The 13,643-nt window shown below is 72.3% G+C and carries 11 protein-coding genes; 4 read left to right on the plus strand and 7 right to left on the minus strand.

Going from position 1 to position 13,643, the window contains the following annotated elements:
* Nucleotides 1-143 precede the first annotated feature (143 nt).
* The 4 genes from ACFY8O_RS07485 to ACFY8O_RS07500 form a co-directional block, all read right to left on the minus strand.
* Entirely contained in the window at nucleotides 144-953 is an 810-nt protein-coding gene (locus ACFY8O_RS07485) for a DUF6551 family protein (protein WP_145801311.1), read from the minus strand.
* 110 nt (nucleotides 954-1,063) lie between these two features.
* Nucleotides 1,064-1,837 carry an HNH endonuclease gene (locus tag ACFY8O_RS07490; RefSeq protein ID WP_145801313.1) on the minus strand — a complete coding sequence of 258 codons (774 nt, stop codon included), beginning with the start codon at nucleotides 1,835-1,837 and terminating at the stop codon, nucleotides 1,064-1,066.
* A gap of 72 nt (nucleotides 1,838-1,909) precedes the next feature.
* A complete protein-coding gene (locus tag ACFY8O_RS07495; protein WP_387901037.1) occupies nucleotides 1,910-2,350 on the minus strand; it encodes a very short patch repair endonuclease in 441 nt (146 codons plus the stop codon).
* Nucleotides 2,351-2,507: 157 nt separating this feature from the next.
* Nucleotides 2,508-3,074, minus strand: a complete 567-nt coding sequence (locus tag ACFY8O_RS07500) for an SMI1/KNR4 family protein (protein WP_387899850.1) — start codon at nucleotides 3,072-3,074, stop codon at nucleotides 2,508-2,510.
* A 180-nt stretch (nucleotides 3,075-3,254) separates the two neighbouring features.
* On the opposite strand from ACFY8O_RS07500, the gene ACFY8O_RS07505 reads away from it, so the two are divergent.
* Nucleotides 3,255-5,570: a SpoIIE family protein phosphatase gene (locus tag ACFY8O_RS07505; RefSeq protein ID WP_387899852.1), complete on the plus strand. Its 2,316-nt coding sequence runs from the start codon at nucleotides 3,255-3,257 to the stop codon at nucleotides 5,568-5,570.
* 6 nt (nucleotides 5,571-5,576) lie between these two features.
* On the opposite strand, the gene ACFY8O_RS07510 is transcribed toward ACFY8O_RS07505, so the two are convergent.
* Complete coding sequence (locus tag ACFY8O_RS07510; protein WP_145801317.1) at nucleotides 5,577-5,783, minus strand: DUF4287 domain-containing protein; 207 nt, start codon at nucleotides 5,781-5,783, stop codon at nucleotides 5,577-5,579.
* A gap of 228 nt (nucleotides 5,784-6,011) precedes the next feature.
* Here ACFY8O_RS07510 and ACFY8O_RS07515 point away from each other — a divergent pair, with 228 nt between their 5' ends.
* The 3 genes from ACFY8O_RS07515 to ACFY8O_RS07525 are packed head-to-tail and all read left to right on the plus strand — an operon-like array spanning nucleotide 6,012 to nucleotide 10,794.
* A complete protein-coding gene (locus tag ACFY8O_RS07515; protein ID WP_145801318.1) occupies nucleotides 6,012-6,536 on the plus strand; it encodes a hypothetical protein in 525 nt (174 codons plus the stop codon).
* Between the two features lie 5 nt (nucleotides 6,537-6,541).
* Nucleotides 6,542-9,346, plus strand: coding sequence for a substrate-binding domain-containing protein (locus tag ACFY8O_RS07520; protein ID WP_387899854.1), 2,805 nt, complete (start codon nucleotides 6,542-6,544; stop codon nucleotides 9,344-9,346).
* The gene (locus ACFY8O_RS07525; RefSeq protein WP_387899856.1) at nucleotides 9,343-10,794 is read left to right on the plus strand and encodes an extracellular solute-binding protein; all 1,452 of its coding nucleotides are present in this window, start codon (nucleotides 9,343-9,345) and stop codon (nucleotides 10,792-10,794) included. The genes ACFY8O_RS07520 and ACFY8O_RS07525 overlap by 4 nt, the downstream gene beginning before the upstream one ends.
* 104 nt (nucleotides 10,795-10,898) lie before the next feature.
* On the opposite strand, the gene ACFY8O_RS07530 is transcribed toward ACFY8O_RS07525, so the two are convergent.
* Entirely contained in the window at nucleotides 10,899-11,906 is a 1,008-nt protein-coding gene (locus tag ACFY8O_RS07530) for an SEC-C domain-containing protein (protein ID WP_387899858.1), read from the minus strand.
* Nucleotides 11,907-12,130: 224 nt separating this feature from the next.
* A complete protein-coding gene (locus ACFY8O_RS07535; RefSeq protein WP_387899859.1) occupies nucleotides 12,131-13,534 on the minus strand; it encodes an MFS transporter in 1,404 nt (467 codons plus the stop codon).
* Nucleotides 13,535-13,643: the final 109 nt, after the last annotated feature.

Genomic DNA, 13,643 nt, shown 5'->3' on the forward strand with positions numbered 1-13,643 from the left:
TGGTCCGAGGCGGGGCTGGGTAGCAAGTCCGACAAGGCTCATGTTGCAAAGCGCTGAGCGCAGCGCCCGCCAGAAGCGTTCGTGCGCGAGGGGCGTTGACTGGCCCGACGGGGCCTATTCATCGGGCCAGTCACAGGGAGCGTCTATGCGTCGATGCGATTCTCCGTGCGCTTGCCCTTGTTCCACTCAGTCACGATGAGTGTGTAACAAGTGCTCACTCGGGAGCCGGTGCCGCTGTGGCGTGTACCGCCCGCGGAAGCCAGAGCAGTGATGTTGGCGCGCCAGCGGAAGGCAGGATCCTTCTTGCCGATTTTGGCGGCGAGCGGACCGTCCTCGACCTCGTCTCCGTGACGTCCCAGGAACATTCCGATTCCACCAAGGAGCATGCCGTCCCAGGTCTCCTTCGTACGTCCCCAAGCGACTTCCGCTACCTTCAGAGTCCGTTCCAGCACGTGAGGCCCGTAGAGATCGGTGATGCGTAGGACGCCGGCAACCGCTCCCACCGTGTTGGTGCCTGTCGAGCCCATCGACAAGCCACGCGCTTGCAAGGCGGATTCAGTGTCGACGAACAGTGGTAGCCCAGCGGTCAGGCCAATCCTGTACTCGTCGAGCGGAGTGGGCTTGCTCGATTCTCTGTTTTTGATGAGGAAGAGAATCGCTTCTTCCTGTTGATCGAGCCCGTGGTGGACCTCGGCTACCAACTCGGCTATGCCCGTCAGCTTGGAGGCATGCCAACGATGCATGCCGTCCACGATGTAGCGAAGACCGTCCGAGCGTTGAGAGACCACGATCGTACCCAGCGCTTCAGGCACCAGATTGTTGGCCATGCTCCGTGCGCGTGGCTCGTTCAAGGTTCGCTGCGCCTTGTCGTCGATCATGAGTTCATCGACGGGAATGGATACACCATGCTCAACGCGGTGTTGAGGGAGGGTGTAGGCGTACTTCTTGGCCATGGTCGCACCTCTCGACGCCGCGTTCAGGAGGATGGCTTCATGCCGGAGGGGGATGCGACGCCTCCGCGAATACTACACATTCGTCCGAGCTCGATTTATGTGATGCAACGTCAAGAAGTGTCGTCTGTGGCCGTGTTGACTGACGGCGGCGCCGGATGGCGGGGCATCATCGAGCGCAGCGTGCCAGGGGTGCGCCACGTCGAGCCTAGGTAGGTCCTGTGGCACATCCGGTGACAGTTGGCGCATACGAAGGCGAGGTCTTGAAGCTGCGTCTCTCGCGGGCCCGAGATGTGAAGAGGCTGTACGTGGTGTACCTCGATGTAGTCCTGGCCAATGGCGCCGTATCGATCTGCGAAGTGAAAGTGGCAGACCTCGCACTGAATGCGTCTACCAAGGCGACTCGCCTCCGCGATTTTGCGTCTGCGGAGAGCTGGGTTCCGCTCGCGGAAGATCGCCCACCGTGCGAGGAGCCGGCCCTCGCGGGCCGCGTACCCATCGGCGTCGACCTCATCCGGCTGAGGCGGAATCTTGATCAGCTCACCTGAACCGATCCCGCCTTCGATCGCCAGAGCGGCTGCCATCATCTCTTCCCTGCGTGTGATGAAGGCTTCTGCGACCAGTGAGGTGAGGTGGCCACCGCGGGTTGCCTGTCGGGCGTATCCAGGGCGATTCGTGATCAGGTCCGCGCTCTTTCGGCTGACGCTCGCGGCAGAGCGAAATTCTGGTAGAGCTCGCGCTGCCGTGTCGTGAAGGGGGAGAGAGCGGAGCAGGTCCGCCAACTGCTCAGTGGCGGGCTGATAGGTGCGGAGCTGGCGCCAGTCGTTCTCAACGACCCGCGAGCAGATCAGCAGTAGTTCGTCCCAGGTCCAGGAAGGGCTCCGCATGGGCGGCATCGTACCGGTGTTCGTGTTCCACCATGATGTGACTACCGTGCGCGGTTCCCGCCGTCGAGCAGTTCAACTCCGCCTTCGGCGTCGGCCAGCCCTCTCGCGGTCTACTGTCTGCCTGACCTGCTCGGCTACTCTCTCCGCCGATTCGTGTTCCCAGAAGCGTAGAACTGTCCAACCCTCGGCGATGAGATGGGCAGTCGTCTCTGTGTCGCGCGCCATGTTGCGATCGAGCTTCTCGCGCCACCATTCACTGTTGGACTTCGGCTGAGTGGCGTGATCCGGGCAGCCGTGCCAGAAGCAACCGTCCATGAAGACAGCGACTTTGGCTGAGCCGAAGGCGATGTCGATCGTTCGCCTGCGCATGTGCGGCACGCGCTCGTTCAGGCGGTAACGATAGCCAGATGCGTGGAGCAGCTTCCGGACCGCTACCTCCGGGGCCGTGTCGCGGCGGGCCTGACGACGCATGCGAGCGGTGACGCTGTCCGAGGAAGGCTTAGGAGTGCTCATCACTTCTCAAGTCTGCTACGTCATGTTCTGGGTGCGAAGTCATGAACGCTGGCCCCAGCCGCTTCTCGGCGTTCACCTTGAGGGCAGGCCCCGGGGCTCCTCGACAGTGACCAATAGTGCGTTCTCCGGCTCGCCCACCGCCCGCCGCCCCCCCGCATCACCGGCTCAGCGCCCAGATGTCCTCCTCGAACGTGGGGAACTCCGCCCGGGTCTCCAGCACGATCTCCCTCGCCGTCCGGCGCGGTGTCGTCGCGTGGCGTTCTGCGAGGCGGGTCAGGGCTTCGTCGGGGGTGGAGGTGAGTTCCTCGTCCTCCCAGGTGACCTCCAGCGGGCCGAAGCCGTCGGCCAGGACCCACAGGAAGTCGGAGAGGTTGCCCGCCACCACGCCGCATTCGCCCTCCGAGCCGAGGAACACGATCGGCTGGTCGGCGAGGGGCCGGCCCGGGCGGGCGCGCCAGATCATGGCCTGGCCGCCGCTGCCGTCCTGGCCGAAGGGGAGGTAGGTGTCGCCGTCGACGTCCGTGCCCCCCGTCCAGCTGCGGAACGACTCGACGGTCTCCTCGCGGGAGGTGAACTCCGTGTACGGCTCGAAGTCGATGCGGTAGTCCCCTGCGGCGGCGGCCTCGCCCGTGGTGTCGTGCCCGTAGGCGAAGTCCACCCGGGCCACCTCGGCCAGGGCGGCGGGGAAGCGGCGGTCGGTGGCGTGCGCGGTGTCGTCGTTCATGGGGCGCAGGCTATGCCGCCGCACCGACACTCGTCCGGGCCGGTGGCGCCGGGCACGGGGCGGGGGCGGGGCCCGCTCCGGTCGCGGGGGGCGGGCCTGGGGCCGATGCTGGTCCGGTACGTGTCGTCGTGCGCGGAGGCCCGGCCCCGGGTCCCGCGAGGGGGCGAAGGAGCTGGGTTCATGGCTGATGCGCCCCTGATGGTCGTGGACGGTACCGGCGTGGTCACCGGGTGGAGCCGGTCGGCCGAGCAGCGGTTCGGGCCCGCCACCGCCGAGGCGCTGGGCCTGCACGTCATGGACGTCCTGGCGCAGGAGGGCGAGCGGGGCGGCGAGGGCACCTCCGAAGGGTTGCGGCTGGCGCCGCTCGCCGGCGAGGGCTGGGGCGTCTGGACCGCCGGCGAGGGCGAGGACGCCCTCGGGAGGGCGCTGCTCGACGTGATGTTCACGCAGGCGCACATACGCGTCCACGTGCTCGACCCGGATCTCCGCCTCCTGCGGATCAGCGACCCCTCCGCCGACCCCGACACGGACGAGACCGCACGGCTGCGCGGCCGGCCGTTCCGCGAGGTCTGCGCCTTCGAGGAGCCGGAGCGGATGGAGGCCTACGTACGGGAGGTCCTGCGCACCGGGGTTCCCGGCGTCGAGCGCCGGTTCCGGGCGGCTGCCGAGGGCCGGCCCGGTGGACGGCGCACCCTCTCCCTGACGGCGTTCCGCCTCCAGGAGGGGCACGGGACCCGTCAGGACGGTCACAGCACGGTGCTCGGTGTCTCCGTGTCCGTCGTCGACGTCACCGAACGGGTGCAGCGTCAGGTCCGGGACGAGGCCCTCGCCGCCGTACGCGACAGCGTCGGGCGGACGCTGGACGTCGAGGCCACCTGCCGGGACCTCGCCGAGGCGCTGGTCCCCGGTTATGCCGACGTCGGTGCTGTCGAGGTCGTCGACAACGTGCTGCGGGGGGAGAACCCCCAGCCGGGGCCGCTCGACCGCGATGTACCGCTGCGGCGAGCCGCGTACGGCGGCGGCAGCGAGCCCGCGCATCCGCTCGGGGACGTACGGGCCGTGCCGTCCGGCACCCCCTACCAGCGGGCCCTGTCCGATCTGCGGGTCCGCGTCGTCCCTCTCGACGACATCACCTGGGCCGACGCCGACCCCGCGCGGGCCCGCTCCGTCCGGGAGATCGGCGCCCACTCGCTGCTGCTGGCGCCGCTCACGCTGCGCGGAGCGGTCCTCGGGCTGGTGAGCCTCTACCGCTGCGGCGACTCCGAACCCTTCACCGAGGCTGACATCCCCGTGGTGGAGGCGATGGCGTCCAGGACCGCCCTCGGCATCGACAACGCCCGCCGGTACGTCCACGAGTACACCATCGCCAGCGCCCTCCAGCGCCGCCTGCTGCCCCAGAGCCCTGTGGTCCAGCCCGCGGTCGAGACCCACCATCTGCTGATCCCCGGGGGCGGCGCGGGCTGCTGGTTCGACACGGTCGCCCTGTCCGGGGCCCGGACGGCCCTCGTCGTCGGGGAGGTCGCCGAGAGCGGTATCCACGCGGCCACCACCATGGGGCAGCTGCGTACCGTCGTCCAGGCTCTGGCCGCGCTGGACCTGGAGCCCGACGAACTGCTCGCGCGGCTGTACGACACGGCGGGGCGGCTCGCGCAGGAACGCGCCCAGCTGCCCGCGAGCGATCCGCTGCACCGTGAGCCGCTGACCGCGACCTGCGCGTACGCGGTGTACGACCCGTTCACCGAGACCTGCACCGTCGCCTCAGCGGGCCATCCCGCGCCGCTCGTGGTCACCACGGACGGCGCGGCGTCCTTCGTCGAGGTCCCGCAGGGGCCGCCCCTGGGGACACTGGACCGCGAGCCCGTCGCCGCGGTCACCTTCCCGGTCCGGGAGGGCAGCCTGATCGCGCTGCACAGCGCGGCGCTGAGCCGTCATGCCGAGCCGCGGTCGGGTGCGCTGCGCCAGGCGCTGTCCCGGACGGACCGGCCGCTGCGGGACCTGTGCGACACGATCGCCTACGCCCTGCCCGACTCCCCGGACCTGCGGGGAGCGGCGCTCCTGCTGGCCCGGACCCACGCCATGCCCGACGACCGGTACGCGGCCTGGGAGCTCCCCTACGACAAGACGGCCCCGGCGACCGCGCGCCGCCTCACGTCCAAGACGCTGGCCGGCTGGCACGTCAACGGCGACACCGGTGACGCCACCGAGCTGATCGTCAGCGAGCTCGTCACCAACGCCGTCCGCTACGGCAGCCCGCCGGTGGAGCTGCGCCTCATCCTCGACCGGGGACTGACCTGCGAGATCCGGGACGGCAGCACCACCGCCCCGTACATGAAGTACGCCGGAGCGGTCGACGAGGGCGGGCGGGGACTCTTCATCATCTCCCAGCTCGCCTCGCTGTGGGGCACCCGGTACGCCGCCGAGGGCAAGACCGTCTGGTCGGAGCAGGCGATCCCGGAGGAGGCCGAGGACGACGGGGACGCCGACGCAGGGGTCTGATGCGGCTTACGCGCCCTCGGCGAGGGTGTGTGCGACGAGGGCGTTGGCGTGGCCGTGGCCCATGCCGTGCTCGGTCTTGAGCCAGGAGACCAGCTCCATGTGGCGGGTCAGGGGCGAGGTGCGGATGAGTTCCTTCCACTCCGCCACCGGGCGGCCGTACTTCTTCTCGATGGAGGGGAAGTAGCTCGCGGGGCCCTTCACTGCTGCGGTCATGTCCGTGTCCTGTCCGTCGTCGGGATCATCGGGATCGTCGAGGATCGTGGGGGTCGAGGCTTTCGGTGTGTTGACTGCCCGCACACGCACAAGTGATCGGTGCATACGCGACGAGCTTCACCTTGCCTGTGACAAAGGGGTGCCCTGTGTCAACTGCCGTGAAATAATCCTGTGTTCAGCGGAGCGCCTCGAACGGGGCGGCGGCAACGGGGCCGATGGGGGCAGGGCATGGCGGACGCTATGGGGACGGGCGCGCACGAACGGGAGCAGGGGAGCGTCGAGTTACGGATCGTCCTCAGCGGGACGCACACCCGGCGCGACGACATCGAAGCGCTGCGCACGTGGCTGGAGAACGCTCCCGTCCTGGAGGACGCGCTGGAGCGGGGCGAGGTCGGCCTGGAGCGCAAGGACTCGCTCACCCAGAACGACGCCATGGCCGGGGAGCTGATCCAGGACATCATCCTCGTCGTCTCCGTCGAGCTGGCCCGCTCGGTGGCCGAGAACGCCTGGCGGTCGGTGGAGACCTGGATCCGCAACCGGCGCCGGTTCGCCGACCCGGAGGAGACGCCGCGCGTCACCCTCGACGGCCCGCCCGAGGGACCGGGCTCCGGCCTGAGCCGTGACACCGACCGCGACACCGACGGGGAGACCCGCCGCGACACCGACGGGGAGACCCGCCAGGGCCCGGACACGGGACCCGGGCCGGGCGGACGGAACCGGACGCGCGGTGGCGACGAGCCCGGACAGGACTAGCGGCCGTGCCGCCGTACGACGCGCGCGGCCGGGAGAACGCAGCCAAGCGGCACAGGGCCCTGCTCATCGGGGTCGAGCGCTACACGGGGACCCGTAACGACCTTCCGGCCGTCGCGACCAACCTCCGCCTCATGCGGGAGGCCCTGACGGCCGAACGCACCGGCGTGCTCGGCCCGGAGGACCTCGTCGTCATCCCGGACGTGGGCGTGCCGTCAGCCGCCCTGACGGACACCGTCGCCCGGGGGAACGGCGGCGGGGCACGCGTCGGCCCGCTCCAGGTGCGCGCCGCGCTGAGCGCCGCCCGCGACGAGGTGACCGGGCTGCTCGTCGTCTACTTCGCGGGCCACGGCATCGTGCGCCCGGACGGCAGCGACCTCAACCTGATGTTCACCGACTCACGGGTCACGAGGGACCGGCGTCATCCCTTCGTCGACACCCTCTCCTGGCGGGACGACGTCATGCCGGAGCTGCGCAACGCCGGCGCCGACTGGGTCGTCGTCATCCTCGACTGCTGCTTCGCCGGGAACGCCCTGGGGGCCTTCAGCCCCGCCGCCGGGCAGAACTTCGCCCTGCTCACCGCGGCGGAGCCAGGGGTGGAGATCCCGCCCGGCGACCCCCGTACCGGTACGGAGTTCACGGCCGCCCTGCACCGGCTGCTGACCACGAGCGAGGGCGAACCCGTCACCTTCACCCGGCTCGTCGCCGGGATACGCGACGAGATGGCGGCGCTGAAGGCCATCGACGGCCACCCCTGGATCCCGGACGAACTGCGCCACGGCGACGACGTGGTGCTCGCGCTCGCCACGGACGCGGCGCCGCGTCCCCCGGCGCCGCCGGTCACGCCCCAGCCGGTGGCACCCGGACCGCGACTCCCGCAGGGGCACGCGAAGGGCCCCGCGAACCGCGCCCCCGGGCGGCGGTCGAAGGGGTGGACGAGGCCGGTTCTGCCGGCCTTCGCGCGCCGCCTGCTGCCCGTACCCCGCCGCTCCCTGAACCGTGTGACCGCCCTCGTCCTGGCGGGTGTTCTCGTGCTGACGGGGGCGGGGCTGTGGTACGTCCTGCGCTCCTCGGACGACGTGGTCTGCGCCTCGCCCCTGGAACTGCGCGTGCTCACCGACCCCGACCTGCGGCCCACCGTGCAGAAGGCCGCCGATGCCTACCCGAAGCGGGACGGCGACGGGTGCCGGACGGTCGGCATCAACGTGTACGACGCCGAGGCGGCCGACGCCGTCGCGGCCTTCCGGTCCTCCTCGCTCTGGCAGGAGCCCGCCGCCTGCCCCGTCTCCGGCGACTGCCCGCAACCCCAGCGGGACGTCGGCGCACAGCCCGACATCTGGATACCGGCCGCCGGAAGCGCCTGGCAGCGGGCGACGGCCGAGGGTGAGAGCGACGGCGGCACAGGCGCGGCCGGCGCGGGGACGGCGGACACCGTGGCGGACACGGCCCGGAGCGTGGTGGAACTCGACCGGCTGGGCTCCGTCGCGTACACGCCGATGGTCCTCGGCGTGCCCGACACCATGATCCTCGCGCAGTCCCTTCAGACCGACGATCCGCTCGGCGCGATCATCTCCGGGCTGGAGGCCGCCCAGCCGGGCGCGGTCACGATCCTGCGACCCGACCCGGAGGCCACCGAGGGCGCCCTGCTCGCCACCGACGCCCTCTACGCGGCCCCCGGAGCCCAGCCCGCCTCCACGCTCGAACGGAACATGGCAGCGGCGATCCGCCCCATGCCCTCGACCGCGCGGGAACTCATGTGCGCGCTGGCGGACGGCACCCACAACACCCTGGAGGACCGGGCCGCGGTGCTCGTACCGGAGCAGACACTGGCGCAGTTCAATCTGGCGGCGGGCCGGCCCGGGCGGCCCGCCTGCGCGACGGAGGCGCTGGCGCACCGCGTCGCCCACTACCCCTCCGACGTGCCGATGCTCGACCTGCCCTTCGTCCGGGTCACCTGGCAGGGGGCCGACCGGGACGCCGCGGCCAGGCAGGACGCCGTCCAGGACTTCTACGACTGGCTCGCCACGGACCCCGACGCGCAGAAGTGCTTCACCGACGACGGCTTCCGGGGTGTGGACAAGGGCGGTCCCGCCCGGCCCGGTGACGACTCGGTGCTCGGCTCCGAGGACAACACGTCGGCCGTCCGCGAAGCGGTGCCCGCGACCGGCACGGTCACCGACGTGACCGCCTCGCTGGGCGACACCCTGAAGGACTACCGGGAGGCGCTCGGCCCCGGCCGGGTGATGTATCTGCTGGACAACTCCACCTCGGTGGCGGCCGAGCGGCTCTGGGACGGCTCCGGCCGCGCCAAGGACCTGGTGGCGCGCTCGATGAGCTCGCTGGGCGCCGGGGACGCGTACGGCGTGCGGCTGATGGCCGTCGCCGAGGGCAAGGCGGCCACGGACGCCGTGCCCTTCGGGCCGCACACCCGGGCCACGGCGCAGAATGACGTCGCCGGTGCCCGCGCCGTCGCCCACGACGCCCGCGTGGCGGAGAGCCTGAAGGGGGCGCTGGCCACCCTGCGCGCCGGGCGCGACGAGGAGGAACAGCCGCGCCTCCTCGTCCTGGTCACCGACGGCGAGGACTTCGAGGACGTCGGTCAGGCACAGCAGAAGCAGCTGGTCGCGGAGGCCGGCGAGGAGCCGCTCGTGCGGATCGTGACCGTCTCGCTGCAGAACGGCGCCTGCGCCGATGGCCGGTTCGGCGAGCGGCTCGCCACGGCGAGCGGCGGGCGCTGCCTGGACCCGGCCGACGACATCGCGGCCGAGCTGGCGGCCGAGGTCGCCAAGACCGGTACGGGGGACGCGGAATGACCTGGGGAGACCGGCGTGAGCGCCGCCGGACGAGGGCGGCCGTCGCCCTCGGCTGCCTGCTCGCGCTCGCCTGCGCCGCGTGTACGGGACCCGACGGCACGCCGCCGCCGGCCGATCCGGACGGAGCGCCGAAGGGGCCGATCATCGTCGCCAGCGGGCTCGACGTGACCGGTTCGGGCAGCGTGCGGCAGCAGCTCGTCGAGGAGTGGAACCGGCAGCACGCCGGCTCACCGGCCCGGCAGGCCAAGCTCGTCGAACTGCCGGGCGGCGCCGACCAGCAGCGCAGCCAGCTCCTCGGCGCCCTCCAGTCGGGCAGCGCACGCTACGACGTGGTGAACCTCGACATCACCTGGATACCCGAGTTCGCCGAAGCCGGGCTCATCCGCCCGATGCCCGCCACGGGCACGCCCACCGGCGCCGCCGCCGAGGACGAGCTCGACGTCATCCGGGAGGTCCACGCCACCACGGTCTGGAAGGGCCGCTCCTACGCCCGCCCGTTCAACACCGACGTGGGGCTGCTCTACTACCGGCCCGACCTGATGGCGAAGGCCGACATGAAGGCGGACAAGCAGCCCACCGCCAAGTGGACCTGGGACCAGCTCTACTCCTCCGTCAAGACCCTTGGGGTGAACCCCGTCCGCCCCGCCGACCGGGCCGGCTGGACCACCCAGCTGAAGCAGTACGAGGGGCTGACCGTCAACACCATCGAGGCGTTCGCGAGTGTGGGCGTCGAGCTCACCGACGGAGAAGGGCGCTACGTCTCCGACGCCGGCGAGCTGAAGAAGGGGCTCGACGAACTCCTCGACCGCGTGGAGCGGGGGCGGGTGCAGCCCGCCGCGCCCACCTCTGACGAGACGGCGTCCCTGACCGACTTCGCCGAGGGGCGCGCGGCCTTCCTGCGCCACTGGCCCTACGTGTACAAGGCGCTGGGCCACCTCATGCAGCCGCTGGAGTACTCCGTGAACCGGCTGCCGGGCAAGTCGGTCCTCGGCGGGCAGAACCTCGCCGTCACCGCCGACTCCTCCCGCGCCGCGGACGCCCGCGCGCTCATCACCTTCCTGACGTCCCGGAAGAGCGAGAGCTGCCTGCTCGACGCGGGGTTCGCGGCGACCCGCGCCTCCTCGTACACGAGCGCCCGCGCGCCCTGCTGGCCCCGCGTCGCCGCCGCGCTCCGCCCGGCCGGTGACGCGCCGAAGGCGGCGGGCTCGGGGGCTCCGGGGGAGGGCGCACCGAAGGAACAGGGGGCGGCGGCCCGGGCGGCGTACATCCGGACGCTCGGCGCGGTGCTGGACGAGGCGGTGCAGCGACCGCGCACCCCGTACTACGGCGCGTTCACCCAGGTGTTGCAGTCCCGGGTCCACGAGCTGCTGGCCGCCGGGAGGCCCGACACCGCCGAGGCCGCCGCCCGGCTCGACGACGAGCTGCGGGACGTGTTCGCGGGGCGGTGACCAGGGCGGCCGGCCGGGGCACGGGGCCCGGCCGGCCGCAGGCCCGGGCCGTGGGGTGCGTCCCGGAGCCGGGCGCCCGACCCCCGGCGCACCGGTCCCGCCGGTCAGGCGGCGCCGTGGCAGTCCCGGTACGAGCGCTCCGAGCCGCACCAGCAGGCCGCGCTGCGGGCCGGCGGCCAGGGGACGGCGCGACCACGGGCCGCCAGGGTCGTGGCGTACTGGGGGAGGAGGTCGGGGTCGGACGGGGAGGCGGCCTCCGACGCGGCGAACGCCTCGTACGACGGCACCGTGCCCGTCACGATCCCGAGATTCGGCGTGCCCGCCGCGTGCAGGTCCCTCAACGCGGCCTCCAGACGCGCCAGATGGTCCTCGTGCGAGACGTATTCCTGGGCCAGCTCCGGGTAGGCCGCGAGGAGTTCACGCAGCTCGTCCTCGGGCCAGTGCAGCACCGCGACGGGGAACGGCCGGGACAACGCCGTCCGGTAGGTGCCCAGTTCGGCGCGGAGGCGGCTGATCTCGGCCCGGAGCTCGCCCGGGTCGGAGGAGCCGAGCGACCACAGGCGCTTCGGGTCGTGCAGCTCGTCGAGGGGTACGGCGGCGGTGTGCAGGGCGTCGGCCAGCTCGTCCCACGCGTCGTGGGCCACGCCCATCAGCCGGCGCACCCGGTGCCGGCCGATCAGCAACGACTGTGTGGCGTACGGGACTTCCTCGCCGGGGCTGATCAGCAGGGACAGCGCGGTCGAGAAGAAGTCGTGGGCCGACTCCAGCTCGTCGTGCGCTTCGAGGGTCTCCGCGGCGATCTCCCAGGGGGCCGCTTCGAGCGGCGCCGCGACGCGGAGGCCGTCGATGATCGCGCGGGCCTCGGCCTCGTGGCCGTACTCCCAGAGGTTGGCCGCTTTGAGGGCTTTGACCAGATGGGGGTTCTCGACCTCGATGTCGGGCGATCCGAGCAGTTCGTCGTAGAGGGTGGTGGCGCGGGGGCGCTCACCGGCAAGTTCCAGATGGGCCGCGGCCTGGAGGAACAGCGGTTCGTGGTCCTCGGGGTACTGCGCCGCGGTGCGCAGCAGGCGCTCGGCTTCGGTGATGTGGTCGGCAGGCGTGTCGGGGCGCATGGCCACACGGTACTGCGGCACGGGGGCGAGGTGAGAGGGAGCGGGGTCGAGTCCCGGAGGAGCCACCGGGCGGCCGGGTGAGAGGCCTCCGGCCGTGGGAGGCCCCGCCGGGCGGAGGGCGGCGCGGGAGGCCCTCGCCCCGGGTGGCCCCGCACCGAGAGGCGGTGCGGGAGGCCCTCAGGGGGAGGTGCCCCCCGCTGGGCGGGCCCCCCGGTGCCGCGTCCTCAGCGGTCGCGTAGGAAGAGGACGCCCAGCGTCGCCGCCGCGGCCAGGCCCGCGGAGAGCAGGATCGCCCCGTCCGCGCCCGCCGGGGTCGTCGCCACCGCGATCGTCAGGGCGACGCCCGCCGACGAGCCGAGGTAGCGGGCCGTGTTGTTGGCCCCCGATCCCATGGCGGCGCGCTCCGGGGGCACGGACTCCACCGCGAGGCGCGGCAGCGCCGCGTTGAGCAGACCGCTGCCGGCGCCCGCCGCGACGAGGGCGGGGACGAGCCGCGCCCACACCGACGCCCCCGCACCCCCGGTGCCGCTCAGGGTCCCGAGCATCGGGAGCAGCGCGACCGCGTGGAGCGCGAAGCCGGCCGCCAGCTGGTGACGGGCGGCCACCCGGCCGGCCAGCCGCCTGGACTGGAGCGCCACCACGAACGAGGTGCCGGACCAGAGCAGGAACAGCCACGCGGAGTCGAGCGCCGAGAGGGAGAGGGAGTGCTGGAGCAGCGTCGGCAGATAGCTGAACAGGCCGATCACCGAGAGCCCGGTGAACAGGCCGCCCGCCGACGCCGCCAGGAAGGCGCGGCTGCGCAGCAGCGGCAGGGCGATCAGCGGGGCTGCCGCCCGCCGCTCCACCATCGCGAACACGGCGGTCAGGGCGAGCGCCGCGAACAGCAGCAGTCCGACCGGGGCGCGCAGCCAGCCGTCCCGGCCGATCGTCAGGGCCGTCAGCAGTGCGGTCATCGCCAGCCCGAGCACGGCGGCGCCCGCCAGGTCGGGGCGCCCGGGGCGGGGAGCCCGGGACTCCCGCAGCGTGCGCGGGGCGAAGGCGGCCGTGACGAGCGCGCCGAGGCCCAGGGCGAGATAGGTCAGGCGCCAGTCGAGGGCCCCGAGCGAGCTCGACAGCAGCGGGCCGAGCGCGATCCCCGCGCTGACGAAGGCCCCCCACACCCCCATCGCCCTGATCCGTGCGTGGCCCACCGGATAGGCGTCCACCAGCAGGCCGAGGCTGGTGGCCAGGATCGCCGCACTCGCGGCTCCCTGGCCCGCGCGGGCCAGGGTGAATCCGAGGGTGCCCGTGGCGAGGGCGGCGAGCGCGGTGGTGACGCCGAGGCCGAGGGTACCGATGAGGAACAGCCTGCGGCGCCCGAAGTCGTCGGCGAGGCTTCCGGCGACGAGCAGCAGGACCGCGAGGCCGAGCGGCGCCCCGTTGAGCAGCCAGGCCTGGGCGGCGGGCGGAGTCGCGAAGGCGTCGGACAGGGCCGGGAGCGCCGCCATGGGCGCGGTGTAGTTCATCAGCGCGACGGTGGTGGCGGCGCTCGTCACGGCGAGGGTCGCGCCGGGCCGGTGAGGGGCGGGGTGGGGGCGGGCGGGCCGCCGCACGGGGGCCGGGCCGCTCTGTACGGGCTGCTGGGTCATGACGTCCCTCCGGGCAGGGCCCGTTCCGACGCCCGGGCCTTTCAAGGTTCGGTGAATGAACCTGAGGCGTGGCACGCTACCACGAGTAGGTTCGTTCACCGAACCTGGG

The sequence above is a fragment of the Streptomyces argenteolus genome (genome assembly GCF_042902585.1).
Taxonomy (GTDB): Bacteria; Actinomycetota; Actinomycetes; order Streptomycetales; family Streptomycetaceae; genus Streptomyces; species Streptomyces argenteolus.